The 23,754-nt window shown below is 34.3% G+C and carries 13 protein-coding genes; 8 read left to right on the top strand and 5 right to left on the bottom strand.

Annotation, left to right across the window (positions count from 1 at the left end; genetic code table 11):
• Nucleotides 1-417: 417 nt before the first annotated feature.
• Together VKJ25_RS16260 and VKJ25_RS16265 are read right to left on the bottom strand one after the other, a co-directional pair.
• On the bottom strand, nt 418-1,083 hold the full coding sequence (locus VKJ25_RS16260) for a DUF1295 domain-containing protein (RefSeq protein WP_324237684.1): 666 nt from the start codon (nt 1,081-1,083) through the stop codon (nt 418-420).
• A gap of 655 nt (nt 1,084-1,738) precedes the next feature.
• Nucleotides 1,739-4,069, bottom strand: coding sequence for a TIGR03032 family protein (locus tag VKJ25_RS16265; RefSeq protein WP_324237685.1), 2,331 nt, complete (start codon nt 4,067-4,069; stop codon nt 1,739-1,741).
• A 71-nt stretch (nt 4,070-4,140) separates the two neighbouring features.
• Here VKJ25_RS16265 and VKJ25_RS16270 point away from each other — a divergent pair, with 71 nt between their 5' ends.
• Complete coding sequence (locus VKJ25_RS16270; protein WP_324237686.1) at nt 4,141-5,013, top strand: FkbM family methyltransferase; 873 nt, start codon at nt 4,141-4,143, stop codon at nt 5,011-5,013.
• Nucleotides 5,014-6,043: 1,030 nt separating this feature from the next.
• Here the strand turns inward: VKJ25_RS16270 and VKJ25_RS16275 are convergent.
• Nucleotides 6,044-7,642 (bottom strand): M16 family metallopeptidase, encoded by a 1,599-nt coding sequence (locus VKJ25_RS16275; RefSeq protein WP_324237687.1) that lies wholly within the window; start codon nt 7,640-7,642, stop codon nt 6,044-6,046.
• A gap of 390 nt (nt 7,643-8,032) precedes the next feature.
• Between VKJ25_RS16275 and VKJ25_RS16280 the strand changes: the two genes are divergently transcribed.
• The 3 genes from VKJ25_RS16280 (at nt 8,033) to VKJ25_RS16290 (ending at nt 12,749) form a co-directional block, all read left to right on the top strand.
• Nucleotides 8,033-8,644 carry a TetR/AcrR family transcriptional regulator gene (locus VKJ25_RS16280; RefSeq protein ID WP_324237688.1) on the top strand — a complete coding sequence of 204 codons (612 nt, stop codon included), beginning with the start codon at nt 8,033-8,035 and terminating at the stop codon, nt 8,642-8,644.
• 593 nt (nt 8,645-9,237) lie between these two features.
• Entirely contained in the window at nt 9,238-11,763 is a 2,526-nt protein-coding gene (locus tag VKJ25_RS16285) for a LamG domain-containing protein (protein ID WP_324237689.1), read from the top strand.
• A gap of 239 nt (nt 11,764-12,002) precedes the next feature.
• Entirely contained in the window at nt 12,003-12,749 is a 747-nt protein-coding gene (locus tag VKJ25_RS16290) for a ComF family protein (protein ID WP_324237690.1), read from the top strand.
• A gap of 671 nt (nt 12,750-13,420) precedes the next feature.
• On the opposite strand, the gene coaE is transcribed toward VKJ25_RS16290, so the two are convergent.
• Nucleotides 13,421-14,107, bottom strand: a complete 687-nt coding sequence (gene coaE, locus VKJ25_RS16295) for a dephospho-CoA kinase (RefSeq protein ID WP_324237691.1) — start codon at nt 14,105-14,107, stop codon at nt 13,421-13,423.
• A 420-nt stretch (nt 14,108-14,527) separates the two neighbouring features.
• On the opposite strand from coaE, the gene VKJ25_RS16300 reads away from it, so the two are divergent.
• Entirely contained in the window at nt 14,528-19,450 is a 4,923-nt protein-coding gene (locus tag VKJ25_RS16300) for a CHAT domain-containing protein (protein WP_324237692.1), read from the top strand.
• 445 nt (nt 19,451-19,895) lie between these two features.
• On the opposite strand, the gene VKJ25_RS16305 is transcribed toward VKJ25_RS16300, so the two are convergent.
• Nucleotides 19,896-20,852, bottom strand: coding sequence for a sulfotransferase (locus VKJ25_RS16305; RefSeq protein ID WP_324237693.1), 957 nt, complete (start codon nt 20,850-20,852; stop codon nt 19,896-19,898).
• A 212-nt stretch (nt 20,853-21,064) separates the two neighbouring features.
• On the opposite strand from VKJ25_RS16305, the gene VKJ25_RS16310 reads away from it, so the two are divergent.
• From VKJ25_RS16310 to VKJ25_RS16320, 3 genes are all read left to right on the top strand, one after another.
• A complete protein-coding gene (locus VKJ25_RS16310; RefSeq protein ID WP_324237694.1) occupies nt 21,065-21,226 on the top strand; it encodes a hypothetical protein in 162 nt (53 codons plus the stop codon).
• Nucleotides 21,227-21,509: 283 nt separating this feature from the next.
• Entirely contained in the window at nt 21,510-22,451 is a 942-nt protein-coding gene (locus VKJ25_RS16315) for a hypothetical protein (RefSeq protein ID WP_324237695.1), read from the top strand.
• A 433-nt stretch (nt 22,452-22,884) separates the two neighbouring features.
• Entirely contained in the window at nt 22,885-23,751 is an 867-nt protein-coding gene (locus tag VKJ25_RS16320) for a pantothenate kinase (protein WP_324237696.1), read from the top strand.
• Nucleotides 23,752-23,754: the final 3 nt, after the last annotated feature.

Raw genomic sequence — 23,754 nt, forward strand, 5'->3', positions numbered from 1 at the left:
GCAATATTTTAGGTATAAACGGTTTAAAAATCTAGGATTAAAAGCTAAAACCTGATAGAAAAATTAACGGATTATTCTTCTGACTCCATCCTTTAAGTTCCCTTAAATTATCACTCCTGAATCTTGACTTTTCCCCTTTTCTAAAAGACTTTTTCAGCAAAGCGTAAATAGGTTGTGATAAATCAAAAAGTAAATCAAAAAAGTGATTGATCGGGAACCGTAACTTTCATCAGTTAAGTGTTCCCTAAAAAGCAGTAATATTTTTGACAGGAATAAAATAGAATTACTATATTTATTCTTTTTCGTTATTCAAAAAATACAGGTGCATCTCATATTTTCCAAAATACTTTTTTCCTATTTCCTAAAAACGGTAATTTTTTGGATATATTCAAAATTGAGATGCACCAAAAAAAGACTTTAACTATTTTCATCACTAAGTTTTTGAGTTTCTTGGTTAAGATAATTATTACCCAATAGTTGAGGAATAATTAAACCAGAATTAGTTTTATATTCTGGAAATTCTGGGTAACGAGATAGAGATTTATCTTTTTTAAACATATTAGGAATAAAGACTAAGGCAATAAATAATCCTAAAATTAAATAAGGTAGCCAATGTTGAGTTAACATTGCAAAAGGAATATAGACAAATATCTCTCCTAAATAGTTTGTATTTCGGCAACGGGCAAAGAATCCTTCTGTAATTAAACCTGATTTATATTTAAGAGTATAATATTTTTGAGCATCGCTACTATAGTGAAGGAAAATGCCAAAAATATTCAGAGAAATAGCAGCAGCTACTAAAGGTAATGGAGGTTCAGTTCTACTACTAATTAAAATGTAGGGAGCTACCCAATATAAAGATAATAAGCCAAAACTAATAATGACTACGAATATAGTAACTTCTTGTTCCCATTGTTTGTCTGGATAGATACGATCTTTTATTAACCATAAAATTCCATAAGTACCATGTAGAGCTAGATAAACCCAAGGTCCTAAAGTAAAGTTTTGGTAGGCTATCATTAGTGCTAATACAAATATGAAAGTTGTTCCTTTATGGAGATTAATTGGATATTTAATTTTCATTTGAAAGTGAAAGTTATTTTCTCGTTAAACTTTCCTTTTATTATATAGCAGTTCCTATACTTGTGAGGTACAAAATTTCTGATTTTAGGGAATAGGGAACAGGTAAAAGTTTCAGTTTTTTGATTTACTTTTTGACTGGTCGCAACCTATTTAGAATTATTATAGAAGCAACTTAGTATCTTTGCCTAAGACTAAATTTTTGAGGTACAAAGTTTTCTTCTGTAGATACAAGAAATACACCGAAAAGATGAAAAAATATTCCCATAAACCTCATCTCTATTGCCCATTGCCAACCTCCATACTTCTTCTTTGAAGATGTCTATTTTTAAATGGGTTAACTTATCCGCTAAGGGAGAAAAATACTCCCATTACCATGTTTATAAAAAATATAATAGACATCTCCAAAAAGAAAAAACAGGAAATCAATTCTTATTCATAAATTATGAATTACTTCTTCCTATTACCCATTCCCTCTTTTTGGGAGAAGTATAATGACAATGCACATAATAATATCATGTCCGGTAGCATCGGAGCGTGTATAGTATTAAGGTAAAAATGGTAGAAAAGCTTCTGCCCTCAGCATAACTCCCTTCTGCCTTCCTTCCACCAAAGTTTAATTATTCAACCGCACATGATATAATACACCATCAACTTATCATTTTCTAGCCACAATTTTCCACAATTCCACCTGAACTTTTGCAACTACTTCTTGCCAGTTTCTCAACTGAGATTGACGGAATAATTTCATAGTTGGATACCAGGGAGTTTTTTCTCCTTTTTGTAACCAACGCCAGTCAGGATTAAAACATAATAAAGTCCAGACATTTTTACCTAATGCTCCGGCTAAATGTGCCACAGAAGTATCAACAGTAATGACTAAATCTAGTTGATTTATTACTGCTGCTGTATCAGCATAATTATTTAACTCAGAACCTAAATTTTCTATGTAAATGTTATTGGGAAGTTGACTTAATTCTTGGCTACGTTCTCCTTTTTGCAGACTATAAAATTTCACTTCTGGTGTTTTTAAAATCGGTAAAAAGTCTGTTAGTTTACAGGAACGATTATCATCGTTTTTATGAGTAGGATTACCTCCCCAAATAATCCCTACTTTATATTCAGTATTGGCAAGATTTATATAATTATTATTTGTTAATTTTAGATAGGGAATGTTGTTAGGAATTGTTTCTAAAGTTGTGTCGAAAATATGAGGTAAACTCATTAATGGTATATAGGTATCAAATTCTGATAAATTTAGTTCTCCTGGTGGCATTAATTTATCAATTTCTGGGATATTTTTAAATAGGGGAATTAATTCTGGCGGACATACTAATATAATACTTTGACAACGTTTTGCTACTAAAGGAATATAACGAATAAATTGAATAGCATCTCCTGCTCCTTGCTCAGTATGAACTAATAAATTTTTCTGGCTAATATCTTCCCCTTGCCATCGAGGGTGAAGGCATTGAAAAGGAGTAAATTCTGATGTTTTCCAGCGCCATTCAGATTCTGCAAATCCCCTTTTTAAATCTCCATTTTTTAATAATGTCATGGCTAAATTAAAATGTGCTTTAGCAAAATTACCGTTGAGATAAATTGCTTTTTCATAATGTTTAATAGCTGCCTCTAAATCACCTTTTTGACTATAAGCATAAGCAAGACTATTGTGAGCATCAGCATTATCTGGCTCTGTATTAATTACCTGTTGTAAAATATCAATTGCTGATTCATATTCTTCATTGTCTCCTAAAGCTACACCCAAATTATATTTAGCTTTAATTAAATCTGGTTGTAACTTCAAACATTCTTGATAAGTAGCGATCGCTTCTGTTAACTTACCATTTTCATATAAATCATTTCCTTTAGTTAAATAAGTTTCCGCCATAGCTATTTCTGAAATTGGTTTAACAGTTTCTGCTAAAGCTTCATCGGGCAAAACATAAGAACTTGCTAATAAATTTTCATCCCATTCAATAATTTCTGGAAATCGAATATTTGGCAAAACTGCCACAGAAAATATTTCTTGAACTCCCTCTTCAAACCTTAAAAAAGCGATAGTTTCTCCAGTTAAAATATTCACCACCCAAACCCCACAAATTCTTTCTTGAAGTTCAGTAATAGGCATTCCCGTAAAAACAGCAGTTTCTCGAACTTGAGACAAACCAATAAATGCTAAATCTCCCCAAAAATCTATACCGCGAGTAAACCCTGGTAACTTAGCAATAGTTTCTAATTTTCTTTCTTTTAAATCAACCTTTGCTAAACTACCATTGCCCGATTCTAATAACCATAATTCTTCCTGATACCATCTCGGAGAATGAGGCATAGATAAACCCCGCATTAAAATTTCATTTGTTTCTATATCTATTAAAATTCCCCCATTAGCCTTATTCTTTCTCCACCCTGCTGAAGTGTCAGTTTCTCCTAAAGCTGTCGCATATTTTGGCAGATCATTTTTCAAACAAAATCCATTCAAATGACAGCGGTCTGTTAAATCATATCCAGTAATAAAAGGAGGTCTCCATTTCGGAACAAAACTATTAGGATGACCGAGGTGACAAAGACAAGAAAAACGAGTATTAATAAACCATAATTCATCTTTTGCCCAAGCCATTTCGTGAATATCAATATCTCCAGTTATATGAATATTTCTAGGTAAATAACAAGCATCATGTTTACCAATAGGTTCGATTTTTTCTGCCACTGCTGGAACATTACGAAAATCCCAAATTTGATAAGCAGTTCCCATAGAAATTTTTTCCTTAGTTACTGCTAATCCCATCGGTTTATTAAAAGAGCGAAAATGAGTATTAATTACCCCATTATCCGGACGCAATACGATTAATTTACCTGCTTGATAGGTAGAAACAACTAAAGATATACCTAACTGGTCTAAAATATGGGGGAAATTATTTGTATGTACACTTCTTAATAAATAATTGTCAGTATTCACAGGAGTATCAGCTTGACTATTCATGTTCATTTCAGTTATTATTTTGAAAATCGGCACAAATCTATTAAACAAGGAAAATAACTAATAATCCGGATTTAAAGTTGAAATTTAGAGATGATAATCATCAAGGAGACTTTTTATCTTCTAGTCTGATGAAGATTCAGATAAGAAGTAGATATTTATCCTTGATATTATCTGTAGTAAAGGCTATTTTATCGTCAAATAAGGACATTAATATGTTAAAAAAGCTGGTTAAAAATGTTCTGGAGTCTCAAGGATATTTTATTTACAATATAGAAAACTTACCATTTGGATGCGATCATAAAGAGGATATAGCTAGAGTATCGCCTAGATTAAATGTAAATACAATTTTTGATGTTGGTGCTAATGTTGGAGTTATGAGTCTTTCATATAGAAAGAGATTCCCAAATGCTAAAGTGTATTCTTTTGAGCCAGTCAATAAAACTTTTTCTCAATTAAAGGAAGCAACTAAGAATGATTTAGATATTCATTGCTACAACATGGCATTAGCTGCAGAAAACGGCTCTGGAATTATAAATATTGGGAGTAAGTCAGGCCAAAACTCTTTAGTGATTCGTCAACAAGGTGAGATAACCTCACAGGAAGTAAAGTTGATAACTATTGACGATTTTCTTAACCAAGAACAGAAAATAGAGCAGATTGACATCCTCAAAATAGACGTTGAAGGTTTTGAATCTGATGTATTAAAGGGTGCAGAAAAAACATTAGACTCTGGCCGGATTTTATATATCTATATCGAAACAACATTCCGGGAAGAGGACACTCATCACACCCAATTCTCTCAAATCCAAGAATTTCTGAGAAAATATAAATTTAACCTGATGGGGTTTTATGATATCTTACCATACTGGGCCGGAGGTAATGCAATTCCTTTTTGTAATGCTTTGTTCAAGCGCTGGGAGAAGGACTCTATTGCTATCAAGAAATCATAATCTTCATCAGTTTCTAAAATCTTGATTCAAATGGACCTGTTCTGACATCAACCACCTTATTGTAAATGTTTTTTAGAACTTTGAAAAGGTAGTTTAGGTTGCTAGTCCGATAGATTGGGTGCATCTCAATTAATTAAAAACCCTCTTTATTCCATGCTTACAAACCAATTTTTATACCATTTCACCGTAACCCTGCGATGATAAAAGACCCAAGTGTTACGACCCCGCGATGATCAAAGACGTAAGCGATGGGACCCCACGATGACAAATTTAGAGGTTTTATTATACTCAGGACTTACGCAAAAGATTAAATCATACACAATATGTAGGGGAACTCCTACTAGATATGCTGGCTTTGCGTAAGTCCTGATACTATAACTTAGGATATAATTTAAGTTCAGCACTTTAAGACTATTCTTAAAATTATGCTAAGACGTGTTAGTAAGATGCAAAAACAGGTTTTCTCCGAGTTATCCCCAGAACAAGAAATATTGCTTTCAAAGTATGTATAAAAGTGGAAAGCAATAGCAAAACTGACCCAAGTTATCGATTGAGAAAAAGTTGAAACAGCAATTAGAACTACTTACAAAGCGAGTGGTTTTCCTGAACCTGAAATTATTTTTTTTCCAACCCTTTTGCCGCAATTAAAGAAATTTTAGAGACTAAAAATTTTAATACTTAGCAAAGATGCGGTTTTTTTGCACAGGAATCAGGATTTAGGAGTCATATCATGTTCGGATAATCAGTTATAATAAAGTTTAAGGACTGACACCTGCCGACACCTGTCAAAGAAATACTGAAATTATTAATACTATTCCTTATTTACTTCCCCTCCTGGGAGGGGTTAGGGGTGGGTTAACTCCTGACTCCTGACTCCTCACAACAGTTATTGATAAGTATTCAACCGAACATGATATCAGAAGTCAGGAATTAAGAAATAAAATAGGGAAAAAAAGTAGAAAAATGCCTTCATCTTCCCACAGTTCCCACACTCCCCACACTCCCCACACTCTGCTTTTTTCAGCAAACCCTACTTGGGAAGTAATCTCCCAATAGTCCGGTTTTCTGCCACGAAAGTTTCTTGAGCAACACGCTGAATATCTTCTCTAGTGACAGCATTAATGTTATCCAACTCTTTAAATAAATTTTGCCACGAACCTGTTTTCACTTCGTAGTCCACCAGAGCTGATGCCATACCCATGTTAGAATCAAGAGACTGTAATAAACCTGCCCGCGCTTGAGCTTTTACCCGCTCTAACTCTGACTCAGAAACTAACTCCGTTTTCAATTTTTCTATTTCTGTTCGCAAAGCTGCTCCTACTTCATCAACATCATTATTAGGAGCAGTTATAGCATAGAATAACATTAGGTGTGGGTATTTATCTCCCGGATAACCACTAAACCCCCTCGCGGAAAGAGCGATTTGTTGTTCCTCAACCAGCGACTGATATAGGCGAGAAGTTCTACCATTACTCAGAATACTCACAATCATATCATAAACCACATTGTCGGGATGATTTATTCCTGGTCGATGATAACCTTCTAAATACCAAGGTTGAGATGGTAACTTCATCGTTATTTCCCTGGTTTCAGTTTGGGTGGGTTCCACAATATTGACTTCTGGTGGTGTTGCTTTGGTTGCATAGCGACCGAAATATATTTTCGCTAATTTCTTGACTTCTTTGGGATTAACATCTCCAACTATCCCTACAGTTAAGTTATTAGGAACATAGTAAGTATCAAAAAAATCCTGAACATTTTCTCTAGTTAAATTTTGTAGATCCTCTGTGTAACCAATGACTGGGCGACCATAAGGATGTACTTGGAAACCTTGAGCGAGTAATTTTTCCAATATTTGAGCAACAGGTGAATTTTCGGTGCGCGATCGCTTCTCCTCCAAAATTACTTGTTTTTCTTTATAAAATTCTCTAAATACTGGTTCCAAAAATCTTTCTGACTCCAAAGACATCCATAACTCTAATTTGTTGGCAGGTAAACTGTAAAAGTATTGGGTGTAGTCAGCGGAGGTGGCAGCATTCAATCCTACTCCTCCTGCTTGTTTGACAATTTTTGAGAAATCATTTTGAGCGACATATTCAGATGCTAGCTTTTGAGTTTGTTCAAAGTCTGCTTTCAGTTGAGCAACTTGTTGGGTGTCACCATCCTTGCTTGCTTCCTGAATCTGTGCGAATATTTGATCTAATTTATCTAAAACTGGTTTTTCTGCCTCATAGTCTTTGGTACCAATTTTTCTTGTGCCTTTAAAAGCTAAATGTTCTAGGTAGTGAGCTACACCTGTCTGTCCGTCTGGTTCATCTACTCCACCCACATTAGCATAAATGAGAAAGGAGATTACCGGAGCATTGTGTCGTTCGAGAACGATGAATTTCATGCCATTTTCGAGGCGAAATTCTGTTACTTCTTTAATTACTCGGTCTAAATAGGGTTTGATAGAGATTTTTTGGTCAGGAATAGATTCCTTAGCTAAGACTGTATGACCAGGAAATCCAAGCCAAAATAAACTTATAGCAATTAAACAAAAGCATAATAAAAGTGATCGCTTTTGGAGTTTGGCCTTGTCTAAATTAGTAGTAATTATTTTTTGACACCAAATTGGAAATTTCAGCATAATAAATGGTAAAATTTAGTCAATTAATAACTTAAGATTATATTATATTTCCTGTAATTTGGCTAATAATATAATAGACATCTGCAAAAAGAAAAAACAGGGAATCAATTCTTATCTATAAATTATCATTTACTTTCCTCTATTCCCTCCATACCTGTTCCCTCCATACCTGTTCCCTACTTCCTATATAAATTTTTTTTTATTAATTAATACTTAAATTTTTCCATAATCAAGTTATTATATCATGTCCGGATAATCAGTCATAAAAAACTTTTTTCCCTTTACCCTTTCTTTCCCTTCTGGGTTCTACCTTTCTTTCTCCAAAGTTTAACTATTCAACCAGACATGATATTATTATGCAGTTAAAATAAACTCAAAATATTAATTCTTATGAAAGTTTTCACTCAGTGCCGAACTCCAGAAAAAACAACACGAACTAGAATATTGCAAACAGCTCAAAAATTGTTTGCCAAATACGGATATGATGGTACAACAATTCGCGATTTAGCAAAAGAAGTGGGAGTAGGGGAGGGTACTTTATTTCGTCATTTTACTAATAAAAAAGCAATTTTGATAGAATTAGCGACAGCAGGATGGGTGGAAATTCTCACAGATTTATTAACAGAGTTAAGTGAAATGTCTAGCTATAAAGCTGTTGCCCAAGTGATGCGTCGCCGGATGTTAAATATTAGTCAAAATGCAGATATGATGAAAGTCTGTTTTTTGGAAGCACAATTTCATCCAGAATTGATGGATAAAATTCAATCGGAAGTTATTGAAAAAATGACCGATGTTGCCGAAGCTTTTTTTGCCACAGCCATGGAACGGGGAGTATATCGGCAAATGGATCCGAAATTGGTAGCGCGAGTATTTTTAGGAATGTTTGCGATCGCTGGTTTTAGTCAAAAAACTTTATTAGAACCCGATGCTTCTCCCCAAGCAATGCAAAAAATGGCAGAAGGGTTAGCTGATATTTTCCTCAATGGAGTGCTTGATAATTAATAATTAATAATGCTGGAGGGGTGATATAGAACTGTAGGGGCCGGTTTCCCCAGAGATTTTCATGTTTACCCTAATATTTACATAAACCCGCCCTCACACATTATTATTGGGGACGGGTTTATCTAATATATAGAAATGTAGGGGCGGGTTTCCCCAGAGATTTTCATGTTTACCCTAATATTTACATAAACCCGCCCTCACACAATAGAACTGTAGGAGCGGGTTTATTTAATTTCTAGACGAGAATCATTAACTTAACTGAAAAACCCGCCCCTACTGTTGATGAAAAATATTGTATTATTGGGAGCGGGTTTATTGAGTTTTTAGCTGAAAGTCGTTAATTTAAGTGAAAAACCCACCCCTACTTAGCCTTCCTGATGCACAGTTTTAGATGAAACACTCCACTACCAATAGCGTTCATGCCTAATATTAGAGTTGTTGGTATCATTTGTGTAAAAATTAAGGTCTTTCCTTCTTCCTCCTTCCTTACATTAGAAAATTTCTCAAAACTCTTCATAAAATTTAACCATATCAACAATTTAATGAGTGGTAAAATTCCCTATTAATAAAGTCAGAACTAAGGAGAATAATTGGTGTCTGAAGTAGCTACTAAAAATATTACATTCTGGAATACTACTGATTATAACTACCCAGGATTTGGCAAAACTGTAGAAATCCCTGATGGTTTAGGTGGTAAAATAGGTATTACTTATAATCAAATAGACTATGACGACGCTGGTTGGAAAGGAAAACCAAATGGTGATATTCCCATTACTGAAAATAAATTTTTATCTGGGGAAATAGAAGATAAATTTAGCTTAACAGGTGGGGTAAAAAGCATCACTGCTACTATGCCTCAAATCAGAACAATGGGAAAGGAAAATAACTATTCTATCACCCTAGATTTTAGTAAATATAAAGCTTCCGCAGCAGGTTCCAAAGTAACTGATGGTGCAACCTCTGGTGATACCTATTTGGCTATATCAAGATTCTTCAATGGTACTAAAGCTGGAGACACAACCATAAAAGTCGCAGCAACAACTCTAGATGGTAGTGAACTTAACTTAGGTGATTGGAAATTATTCAATAGTGGAAGTCTTGGTAAAGGTGATAATGCTCGGATATTTTTAGATACAGCTACTCAAACTATTTCTGGTAAAAACTCTCAAGGTAAACAAGAGTTGTGTCCAACTCCACCCAACCCTGGTTATTCTTGTGGTACAGGTACAGGACTAGGTTTGTTTGAGTTACCAAGCAACCAACGTTATGTATCTATTACTCTTACTTTCAAACAGAAAAAGATTCAAGGTGTAAGACCTAACGATTTACACGATATTTATGTTGCTAGCAATACCAGCTCTACAAGTAAAATTGATGCAACTCCTCAAGATCAACCAATAGATATAAATCGAGGTTTACAACTGCATCTACCACTAAATGAAATAGTAGAAAATGCAGCTAAAGAAAAAGAAGTTGTTGATGTTTCACCAACAAAACTCAACGGTAAAGTCAACGGTGCAACAATGGTAGCAGATGATCGCTTTGGCAACTGTATAAACTTTGATGGGGTCGATGATTATATTGAACTGTCTACAACAACTGTTTTTCAAACTGATGAAATCACTATTAGTTTTTGGGCAAATGGTGGTAAGTCTTTACCTAAAAATAACTCAATAATAACTACATACGATCAAAGTAATCACAGGGTAGTTAATATTCATTTGCCTTGGTCAGATAGTAAAATTTACTTTGATTGTGGAAATACCCTTACTTCTGATGACACTTATGACAGAATAGAAAAATTAGCTGAAGCTGTTGATTTTCAAAATAAATGGACTCACTGGGTATTTACTAAGAATGTTACCACTGGAGAGATGAATATATATCTCAATGGCATTCTATGGCAAAGTGGTAAGGGTAAAAATAAACCAATAACTTCAATTACAAAGGTGCAAATTGGTACTGGTTATGGATTTTATGATGGTAAAGTAGCTCATCTACGAATTTATGACCGAGTTTTATCACCAGAAGAAATCAACGAAGTGATGGAAGTGGATGGAACACCACCACCAATAAATATAAATCGAGGTTTACAACTGCATCTACCACTAAATGAAATAGTCGAAAATGCAGCTAAAGAAAAAGAAGTTGTTGATATTTCCGGGAAAAAGCTTAATGCTAAAGTTCATGGGGCAAGAACTGTAGTGGATACCAGTGTTGGCAACGGCAACTGTATAAACTTTGATGGGGTAAATGACTATATCGAACTGTCGGCAACAAGTATTCCTCAAGGAGATGAAATCACTATTAGTTTTTGGGCAAATGGTGGTAAGTCTTTACCTAAAACAAATTCTCTTCTTTGTGCAGTAGATAAAAATAATCATTATGTGGTAAATATTCATTTGCCTTCGTCAAATAGTTGCATCTATTTTGATTGTGGAAATACCTCTACTTCTGATAACATTTCTGACAGAATAGAAAAATTAGCTGAAGCTGTTGATTTTCAAGATAAATGGACTCACTGGGTATTCACAAAAAATGTGATCACTGGAGAGATGAATATCTATCTCAATGGTACTTTATGGCACAGTGGTACAGATAAAAATAAACCAATAAATTCAATTACTCAGGCGAAGTTTGGTGCTGGTGATGGATTTTATGATGGTAAGGTTGCTCATCTACGAATTTATGGTCGAGTGTTGTCTCTAGAAGAGATTAATGAAATAATGCAAGTTGATCAAGTTGAGAAAACTGATACACCATCAACTGATGATGAGAGTGGGGAAACTGCAACCACAGAAACAACTGACATCACATCAACTGATAACACAACTAATACAACCCAAAAACCTATGGAATATCAAATTTATCAGGTAAATGGCAATCCCACTATTAAAACCGGATATGCAGCATCAGAATGGACGGCAGTTATTGCCGGATTTAATTGTGGGGCAAAGCAGAAACACAAAGCAACAGCATTAACGCTCATGCCTATAGTAGATAATGGAGAATGGAAAATCAAGTGCGATATTAAAGATGCAGACGATCGCTATTGGGATGTAGCAGTTTTATTTATCAGGAATAACATGGTAAATAGATTAAACAATTTCTATCGTTAAAATATTAAAGTTGATATTAGTAGGGGTTTGGTCTCCAAACCCTTACAGGTCTTGTTTTTTTTCGGCATTGCATAAATGCACTGAGGACTTTAATAGTTTTGTGTATGGGGGTATATTGCCACCTTCTATCAGCTATCAGATTTCAAATAGAAACCGGGTTTCTGAGATTTCTGGTTTGCGTAAGTCCTGATACTTTTTCAGCAACCCTAACTACTCCTTTCCCTACTCCCTAAACCCTAATGATTAAATTTATCTGGAGAACAATCCTTAAACCATTTCTCAATATATTCCTGAAACCTAATTGTCCTCTTTGTCAGCGATCAGCAAACAGAGAGTTTTGTCAATATTGCGAAGAACAAGTTTGGCGCTGTCAGTTTTCTGGTGGAGGAGAAATATTTTCTGGAGAAGTACCCATATTTATTTGGGGTCAATACAAAGATAGTCTCAAACGAGCGATCGCTGCCATGAAGTATGAAGATAACCCACAAATAGCAAGACCTCTAGGATATTGGTTAGCAGATGGGTGGTTAGCTTCTCCAGTGGCAACCCTTGATCGAGTAGTGGTTGTACCCATTCCTATGCACAAAAAAAAGCAGAGGAAACGAGGTTTTAATCAAGCGGAACTATTGGCCAATAGTTTTTGTGCAGCCACAGGTTTGCAGATACGGCGCAATGCTTTAGCAAGAGTGAAGCAGACTCAAGCATTATATGGTTTGTCTCCTGGAGAGAGAGTGGAGACAGTTAAGGATGCTTTTGTTGTGGGGAAATATTTCCGTAACTGTCGTCCCCGCGTTTCCGTTTTATTGGTAGATGATATTTATACAACTGGTGCAACGGTAAATTCTGCCATAGAGGTTTTGCAACAAGGAGGTATTAAAGTAGTCGGAGTGTTGGCGATCGCGACTACGAAAAAAGCTATTAACAAAAAAATTATTTTAAAGAGTCAGAAAGTGGTGAAAAAACTAGGTTTCACAAGTAGGAATTAAATCAAAAAATGAAGTTAGTTTATAATCCCTATTCCCTCCATACCTGTTCCCAGTTAAGCGTTCCCTATTCCCTTTTTAAAGAGTCAGAAAGTGGTGAAAAAACTAGGTTTCACAAGTAGGAATTAAATCAAAAATGAAGTTAGTTTATAATCCCGGTTCCCGGTTCCCTCCATACCTAAAAAATCCCAAAAAATTAATTCCAGATTCTTATAACAATCTAATTGATAGTTAAATCAATTTGATTCGGGGAAGTACCTGGAATTTGTTAATTAAAGTGAACTTTATAGTTACAACACTATAAAAAAGTAGGAGGACACTAAGAAAATTGAAATCTTTGATAATCAATATTTTTGATTTGAGCTAATAGCTATTTTCAATGTATTTTATCAGAGAAATGCAAAAAGCTATATTAAACTAGATTTCACCTCGTCCACTACCTCGTTCATCACCAAATATTCCAACTGGAGTTAAAAACTTTTGGATATTCAAGGATGAATTATTTGATTCACAGCTGCAGAAGTTGGGGTAGACCATCATAGAATTTATAATGGAAATATCAATATATAAGCAGATACTCATGGGATTTTTCCATTTGCCATACAAGGAGTTTCTACTTCCTAATACAGAACTTTTGCAGCTTGATCAGGATAAAAGGGGTGATAAATTTTCTATTAATTTAAGTTCTTTTTTCGGCCAGAAACTGAATTATTTTGCTGGTAAGCGATCGCTGAATCTACTTGCTTCAATAAAATATCTAAGGTAGAGGAGTTATCCACAACTATATCCGCTTTTTCGCATTTTTCTGCCAAGGACATCTGATTATTAATTCGGGTATAAGCTTGTTTTTCTGTTAAGCGGTCACGTTTTATTAATCTTTCTATTTGTTGTTGGAGTGTAGAGTATATCACCCAAGTTTCTGTTACTAAATCAGTCATTTTAGCTTCAAACAGTAGTGGTATTACTAATACTACTGTAGAATTTTGAGAAGTAGTTTGATAGGAAGTAATTTGTTGAAAGGTTTTATCGTTAAATTCACTATTTTTAATGATAAAATACTTAATATTCTCTTCAAAGCGATGACGAACATAAGGATGAATCTGTTGTTCTAACCAATGTAATTCTTTTTGATTGTTAAATACAATTTCTCCTAATTGTTGCCTATCCAAGTTACCATTAGGTAAAATAATATTTTGACCATAGTGTTCTACTATATCCCCCAAAATTGGTGAACCAGGTTGTACAGCTTCCCGCCCATAAATATCTGCATCCCAAACGGGAAACTGGTAACTTTGATGCAAATAATTAGAGACAGTAGTTTTTCCTGTACCAATACCACCAGTTAAACCAATAAAACGCATAATTTTTAAGTTAAAAATCTGAATAATAAATAGGATTTGTTGAAAAAAGTTTTTTAGTAAGAGGACGGAGTCAGAAGTCAGGAGATATGGGAATTATAGAATAAGTAGTCAGTAGCTGTGTCGTTATGGTAGTAGGCAGGTTCTTAATATTATGCGTTATTCGTAGGAATAAAACTTTAGTAATTGATTTAATAATACAATTATGGACATTAAATTTATCGCTATACTTTCAGTAGATTGGACTTCTTTTTTCCTGGCTACTCCCCTACTCCCCCATCCCCCTACTCCCTACTCCCCTACTCCCTAAAAATGATAGAATTATTATACTGCGAGCATCTTGCTCGTGCGTGCTTTATTATTAATTATTTTTCTATGGACTACTGATAACTGATACTAAAAAAGCTCCCTATATTAAAAACCATGAAGTATGTACTTGTTAATAAAATTTACCATATTCTCATAACTGTCCCCTTAACTGGACTTTGGATATTGGACACTGCTACACTCTTCTTAAGCCCCCCTTTGAAATGGGGGTTGGGGGGATATCCAACTGCATTAGCTCAATCATCACCCGGACCCATAGTTCCTGAACCAAACTCAACTAACACGGTAGTAACTCCGGTAAAACCATCAAACAATTCTGACCCAACCCGCTTTGATATTACAGGTGGAAAGCGCTCTAGAGATAATACTAATATTTTCCACAGTTTCAGTGAATTTAGTTTGACAGAAAGCCAAATTGTTAACTTTATATCTAACCCCAATATAGAAAATATTTTAACTCGTGTTACAGGTGGAGATGCTTCTGTAATTAATGGTTTAATTCAGGTAACTGGAGGAAATTCTAACTTATTTATTATGAATCCTGCTGGGATTATTTTTGGTGCAAATGCTAGATTAGATGTACCTGGTTCTTTTGTTGTAACTACTGGTTCAAGTATTGATTTTAATTCTGGTTCATTTAATTCTACAGGTAAAAATAACTATAATATTTTAACAGGAAATCCGGCTGCTTTTTCCTTTCCTATAAATAATTTGGGGGTAATAATAAATGAAGGTGAATTAACTGTTGAACCAGGAAAAAGTGTAGTTTTATTAGGTGGCACAATTATTAATACAGGAAAAATATCTGCACCAGGGGGTGAAATTACAATCTCTACAATTTTAGGAGAAGATTTAGTCCGCATTAGTCAAGAAGGGCGTTTGTTAAATTTAGAAATAAAAAGGGAAGATGGAGAAAGTTCAAGTACAAATTTAAGTGAAGAATTAGAGACATTACATCCTTTATCTATACCTCAATTGTTAACTGGTAATAATGAGGCGATGGAAACTGCTACTGGAGTAACGGTTAATGGTGATAATCAAGTAGTTTTGACTGGTTCAAATCAGGTAATTCCTACAGATTCAGGTACAACTATTATTTCTGGTTATCTGGATGTTTCTGGAACAGAAGATTCAGAATTATCAAATACAAGTGGAATTAATATTTTTGGAGAAAAAGTAGGATTATTTGATGCTAATTTGGATGCTTCTAGTATTAATGGCAGTGGAAATATTAGAATTGGTGGAGATTTTTCTGATTTAAGAAATGTTCCTAATGCTACTCGTATTTATGTTGATGAAGGAACAGAAATATCTGCAAAGTCTTCTTTTAGTGACGGAGGTAATATCGTTATTTCTAGTGCTGAAGAAACTACATTTTTCGGGAAGATAGAAGCTACTGGTTATATTGAAAAACCTTCTAATTCAGTAGAATTAAACTCTACAAAAAATAGAGTAGAAATTTCTAGTCAAGGAATTTTAATTTTTGATGGCACTGTTAATTTAGGTTCTGCAAATACTTTGGGAGATTTATCTTTTAAAGCTGAAAACATTAAGATTGTACACAGCAATATTCAACTAGAAGATAATTCTTTAACTGAACAAAAAGCAACAGAATCTCAAATTTCTCAGTCATCAATAGAAACTATATCAAATGCAAATATTAAAATTGAAGCAGCAGATAATATAACTATTAATGATTTATCTGAAGCTGAATTAAATTTAATAAATACAATAGGTGAAATTTCATTTATCGCAGATAGCGACCAAAATGGTTCCGGCTATTTTATTATAGATTCAAAAAATACTATTAATACTCAAGGAGCAGAAATTAATATTTCGGGAACCACAATTAATACAGGTAATATTAATACTAATGGCGGAGAACTAAATTTGACCAGTAGTCAAGGTTTTATTATGACTAATAATTTATCTACTGCTAACTTAAATATAAAATTAGAAAGGAATGGTGGAGATATAAATATTGACGCTCAGAGAAATATTACTACAGGAGAAATTGATTCTAGTGGAAAATCTAGGGGTGGAAATATTACCATAAATTCTGCTGCTAGTATTAATACACAAAACATTATTTCTGAAGGTCAACAAAGTGGTGGAAATATTGAGATCGCATCTGAAAATACTCTTAATCTTCAAGGAATATCAACATCTAGTGACAGTACAACAACTGGCAATATTTTCGTCTCTGCAAGGGAAGTTAACTTTTTAGGTGGGGAAAATAGTATTAGTAGTAACGGGAAACTTACCATACAGTCAACATCAGAAAATAACAATATTACTTTGGGGGGGTTTGAAAATACACAAGCACTTAATCTGACAACATTAGAATTAACAGCTTTAGCAAATGGTTTTAGTTCCATTAACATCGGGAAATCAGAAAATTCTGGTACTATTACTATCTATTCTCCAGAAAACGGTGACAGAAATGGAGTGATATTTGACGATCCGGTAACTATACAAGCAGAAAGAATTACAGGTAAAGGTACAATAAGTGGAAGAGATAATGCTAACATTACTCTAAATGCTAAAGGTGACATCTCCACTGGTGATATTTCTGCATCTGGAGATATAAATATTAGAAGCAATGAAGGAAATATTGAAATAGGAAATGTGAATGCTAATACATCAAATAAAATTATTGGTAATATTGATATTTTTAGTGATGATGGTTCTATAAAAACAGGAAAATTAACTACTACAAGAACAACAACTACAAGTGAAATAAGCGGAAGAGATGATGCCAACATTACTTTAAACGCTAACCGTGATATCTCCACTGATGATATTTCAGTGTCTGGAGATATAAATATTAGAAGTAATGAAGGTTCCATAGAAACAGGAAAATTAACTACTACAAGAATAACAAGAGGAGGAAATATTGATATAGAAGCAGGCGATCGCTTGACCACAAAAGAAATAAATTCTAGCGCTAAATCAGGAAAGGGTGGAGATGTTACATTGAGTGCAGAAAATGATATTGAAATTTTTTCAATCAAAGCAGAAGGTGGAAATTTTGGAGGTGATGTTGAAATTAGTACCGACGATACTCTGAGGATAACAGGTGCTTTCTCCAATCAAAATCAGAATCTTGCTAGCATTTCTACCGCAGGAGAGTCAGCAGGAGGAAATATTGTGATCAGCACAGAAAAAGAATTTACCGTAGGAAATGCAGCAACTAACGGTTCTGTACAAACAATTACAAATGGAGAATTTACAATTTCCCCCAAGCACTCTCTATCTAGAAACTTTGATCTACTCGATCTAAAAGAAATAGAAAACTCTCAATCAGAATTACAGGAAACATCCACCAAGAATAGAGAAAATGAATCATCTGTAAACACAAATGAAGAAGTACAAAAAGAACAAATAGTACCCCCAGAAACCAACAGAAACTCTCCAGTTTTAGGCAGTTCTGAAATGACTACCTCAGCGAGAGAAAATGTAGATAACCTCCAAGTATCTGAAGAAGAAGTTCCTGCATTAATGGTAGAAGAGCAAACTACAGAAGAATTAGAACCAACTAATCCCTCTCGACTTCTTTGGAAAAACCCAGAAGAAACTATTCTTGTACAAGATACAAACTCTGAAGGAACTATTATTTTAGAAGATACAAATTCTAATATAAACTCGTCAGTTTTTGAAGTTTCTGAGCCAACTATTGCTACAGAAAATTTTGCTGAAGGTAAGTTTTCAGAGGAACCAACCTCAAATATTGTGATAGAAGAAAATATGACTATTACTGCTTCAGAAATTTCTGCTAAGGATAATTTCCCAATTAGATTAACAGATACAATATCTCAGATAGAGCTAACTAGAGGCAAAGAATTTGCTAGTTATTTAGGAGAAAATATCTCTAGGAGAACTGCCACACCAGCAAACATTCGTGATACTCTCAGTAGTGTTGCTAAAATAGGCATCAAACCTGCAATTATATATGTTTCTGCACGATCTAATTATTTAGAATTACAATTATTTTTGCCCAATGGTAAACCAGTTGTTAAAAGTCTTAGAAAAAGCAGAGAAGAAGTAATTGAGGTTGCTAAAAAATTCACGAATCAAATTAGAAATCCTAGTCAATTAGATTCTCGCAATTATTTAGAAAATTCTCAAATATTATATCAATGGTTAATTGAACCAATATATGGAGAACTGAGAAATAATCATATAAACATGATAATTTTTTCAATGGATAGTGGTTTAAGAACTCTTCCCATAGCCGCTCTATATGATAATGAGCGTAAACAATACCTAGTAGAAAAATATAGTTTAGCGTTAATTCCTAGTTTTAGTTTAACAGATACCAGATATACGGGATTAAAAGGCTCTCAAATTTTGGCAATGGGAGCATCTGAATTTCCTACTGATGCTAATCAAACTCCTCTACCCGCAGTACCTATAGAACTTAATGCTATTGTGAATAAATATTGGTCTGGTAAATCTTTTTTAAATCAACAATTTACATTAAAAAATTTGCTGCAGCAACGCAGCAAAGAAAAATTCAAAATTATTCATTTAGCGACTCATGGAGAATTTCATCCAGGGGGTGCTGATAATTCTTATATTCAATTTTGGGATACTAAGTTACGCTTGAATGAGTTCCGTCAGTTACGTTTGTATAGTCCCCAGGTAGAGTTATTGGTGTTGAGTGCTTGCACAACTGCGGTGGGGGATGAAGATGCTGAGTTAGGTTTTGCGGGGTTAGCAGTGCAAGCAGGAGTCAAGTCTGCTTTGGCAAGTCTTTGGTATGTTAGTGATACTGGTACATTAGCTTTAATGACTGAGTTTTATGAAAATTTGTCAAAAAGACCTATTAAAGCAGAAGCATTACGAGAAGCTCAGTTAGCAATGTTAAGGGGGGAAGTTCAGTTAGAAGATGGTCTGATACTCCGAAATGGTAATCCACTTTTGTCTTTACCACGGCAGTTAGTTGGAGGTGATCAGAAAGATTTATCTCATCCCTATTATTGGGCAGGGTTTACGATGATCGGTTCGCCGTGGTGATATCAGTTTTTTCAGTTATTAGGAAGTAGGGAGTAGGGAGTAGGGAGTAGTTGAAGACTGAAGATATATAGGCGCGAGCTTTCCGGCTCGCACTGAAAATTGGCAGTTGTTAAGTTAGGGAAAACGCCAAAGGTGAAAAGCTAAAGTCTCCTTGGGGGAATCAGAAGGCGATCGCTTTCTGGGAGGGGGCGGGTCTAGTTAGTTGGTCGTTGTTAAGTTAGCTTACTGATGAGACCCGCCCCTACGGAGATGGGGAAAACCGCCGTTTTTCAGTTCTGGGAGGGGGCGGGTCTAGTCAGCTTGTCGTTGAGAGCGTTAGCTTACTGATGAGACCCGCCCCTACGGAGATGGGGAAATCAGTTGTTAGTTGGAAGTAAACCCGCTAAATATACACACGCGCGAGCTTTTTGGCTCGCATTGGAAATGTTTTCAATTCTTGTTTAGCCTAAATTAAATACCCCAAACCAGCTAGAGTATCTCCTGCTAACTCTTTCCAAAGAGCAATGTCTTCTGGTAAAAGTCCAGTTTGCCATTCTCCAATAGAACCTTGACGAATATGTTTACCTTCTCCTTTGTTTTTTACTTTACTAATATCTGTTGCATCAATAATTTCATCAATTAGAGTTTCATCATAGTCTAAACCAATAAAATCAAATATTTTGCTTATTTCTTTCTGTGGATAAGTACGGAGGTTTTCATAACGGACTGAATAAAGGCGATCGCTAATTTCTGAGTTTGCTTTAGCTATTTTTCCTCTCTCAATAGCTTTTTTCCATATTTGAATCACACTTTTTGTGCTTTGTTTTGCCCAACGAGCATTTTTTGATCTGGCTTGATAGGAAACACAAATATCGCGCCCATCTCGAATAATTTCTATACCTTTTGATTCAGGAAACTGATTTAAAATTACATCAATATAACGCAAATGTTGTGGTGTTTTTTCAAGAAGAATATCCTTTTGAGTTCCTCCATTTTTTTCAAAAAAGCGATCAAACATTAACTTGTTTAATTTTTTGACTTTTGTTAAGTCATCTTCTGAACCAGAACTAGCTTTTGCTATTAATTCTTGTAGCTCTGTATAATTTACTAAATTATGAAGTCCAACTTTATCTTTGCCCTTTTGGTATGCCTCATAATGCTTGAAAATACCTTGCCAAATATCTTCTGATTTAAAACCTAATAACAATGGTTTTAAACCATAAAATTTTAATATCCATTTTGCTGACTTGAATCTTTTTTTTAGTTTCTGCTGTTTCAAATAGGTAAAGTAGTGGTAAGTTAGAGAATAAGCATGACTTTCTGATGGAACTTTTAGAATATTAGGATGAAGGCTAATTATTTTCGTCAACCAACTTGTACCAGAGCGGGGACAACCAACTACAAATAATTTACGGTACTTCATTTTCTATCATTATGTATTTAATATCTTTAGTATAGAGGATAAGGGAGAGTCATTATAGCAATCTTAAATTAGTTGTGACCAATCAAAAAGTAAATAAAAAATTGAAACTTCTATCTGTTCCCTCTTCTTTAAAAGTAATGAAATTTTTTGTTGTAGATGATATTATAATTACTGGGAATAGTGAAATGGAGGGAGCAGAGAAACTTAAATAAGTGGGATTTAAAGTAGAAGATATGGTGGTATTTATTGACCAAAAAATAAGGTCTCAAGCTTCCTCTCTCAAAGGGATAAAAAATTTTCAATTCAGTATTTCTACCCTCTGGCAACAACTTCAAGGTACTGTTAATGTTTCGCTGCGCGACATGAATGCGTAGCATTCCGCAGGAAAGTTCTGACCCAGGAGGCTAACTGATAACTGAAATTACCCCACTTCAAGAGGTAAACTTTTATTAAGCAGAAGTTCAATATTACTACAAAAGTAGAGTATTATTACTAATAGCTGAATCCTTATATTAAAAGAGCGTAGATATCACAATAATTCAGTATCGACTTTGACAGACATTGCTCAAACTTTATACTAGGTCTAACAAGATTAATTCTGAAAAATTTAATATCCTCAAAAGTAATCAATCATTAAACTCTAATTATGTAATAACCATGCACAAATTTTTATTAACCACAATTATTACTGGTTTGATATATACTTTACATATCCACTTTCAGCCAGTTTTTGCTAATCGAATCACTGAAGCTAACTATGACAATTTAAAAATTGGTATGACTTATCAGGAAGTCAAACAAATATTAGGTAAAGAAGGTCAAATTTATCCTGAATATAATAGTCCGGGTTTGGAAAATTTTTGGGTTGCTTATCGGTGGGTAAATAATGATGGTACAGGAATAACTGCTATCTTTAATTCTGAAAATAAGTTAATTAAATTAACTGCTCAAAATTTGAATACTACTAGCTTGGGAGCTAACAGAAAACTTACTGTAGTTACAAATAGAAATGTTGAAGAGATAAAAGTTGGCATGAGTTATGATGAAGTGACAAAAATTATTGGCAATAGAGGAACCAAACAGTCTAGTAGCAATAACTCTTTAACTAATCCTAATACTACTGAATATATTTGGCTTAATTCTGATGGTACAAGTCTGAGTATAGTTTTTAATTCTAATCAGAAAGCAGTAGCTATTAGAACCCAAAATATGAATACTTATAATTTTGGTAATCCTTTCTGGAATCAACCTAAACCAGTTTATGCAATTACTAGAGAAAAGTATGAAAAATTGCAGTTAGGAATGACATACCAAGAAGTTAGAAATATCCTGAAAAAAGAAGGAGAATTAGATACAGAATTTGATCCGGGAGCTTTTCAAAAATCAAGAGAGGCAAAGGAAATGCAACTTAATGGTACTGCTGATCACGAGGGTTTAGTTAATAGAGAACAAGTAGTGCCAAATGAGGTGGAAGAAGGGGAGAAAATTAAGAATGCTTATCAATGGATGAATCCCGATCAAACAGGAATTAAAGTGGTTTTTAATATGCAAGATAGAGCAGTTGCTATATATACTTTTGGTTTGGGCGTTGGACTGTGATAAAAAGGCAGAAGGAAAAAGGAAGAAGGTTTGAATTATGGTTTGCTGAAGAAGTCTTTTTGTATTTGGCAAGTAGGTAGGGATGCCCTTATGCAACTACCTACAGAGTCAAGAGGAATAGGAATTTATAGAGGAAGTAGTGAGAAAAATATTTCTATAATTTTGCTGCTATCGTTAGCCTCAAATGCTAAATTTTTGATTTTTCGGGAACTGTACTTGAGAGACCTAAAAACTTGCACTTTTTTCTAAAAAGAGTGCAATCTTTATCTGTAAATACTTTGATATTTAATCAGCAAGCCCTATTTAGGATTTCTATAATATCTAAATCATAGACCAGTGGTTCTGTGTAAGTATTGTGAATAAAACTTTTATATAACACTAAAAACAATTGCTGATAGCTAATAGTTTACGGCTGAATACTTATAATTTTGCTATGTCTAAAAATCAAAATTGGTTAGGTTTAATGATTGGAAATTCCCGTTTACATTTTGGTTATTTTATAGGTGCAATTCCTCAAAAAACTTGGGATATTAACCATCTTGAGAACAAGGAAATTAAATCTTATTTCAATCAGGAAAAAGTAATAGAAAAAAAGCTAAAAAATATCTTAGAAACTAACAATATAAACTTGAATTATCGGATACCTTTGTTAATAGCATCAGTAGTTCCCGAACAAACAGCAATTTGGCAAACTTATCCTGATTCCGAGCTGATTACCTTAAATAATTTACCACTGCAAGGACTTTATTCTACCTTGGGAATAGATAGAGCTTTAGCAGTTTTGGGTGCAGGTACAAACTTTGGTTGGCCTATCTTAGTCATAGATGCTGGTACAGCAATGACCTTTACTGGTGCTGATGCCGAAAAAAAAATAGTGGGGGGAGCTATTTTACCAGGATTAAAATTGCAGTTATCATCCTTATCACAAGGAACTGCGATGTTACCATCAATTAATATACCTATAGAATTACCTCCAAGGTGGGCAAAACAAACAACAACAGCAATTCAAAGTGGAATTGTTTATACTATCTTGGCAGGTATGAAAGATTATGTTATATCTTGGTTAGAAGAATTTCCTGAGAGTAAAATAGTATTCACTGGAGGCGATCGCTCTATACTATTGAGTCATTTCACAACCCTATTTCCCGAATTAGCTGCAACTGTTATAGATGCACCTGATGTTATTTTTTGGGGAATGGTAAAGGTGTGGCAACAAACCGGACATGATATAATCAGGACTTACACAAAAAAACGTATTTCTGTCATTGCGAGCGACAGCGAAGCAATCTCAAATACCTAAAAC

Origin of the sequence: Okeania sp. (genome assembly GCF_035285525.1) — a bacterium.
Classification (GTDB): domain Bacteria; phylum Cyanobacteriota; class Cyanobacteriia; order Cyanobacteriales; family Microcoleaceae; genus Trichodesmium.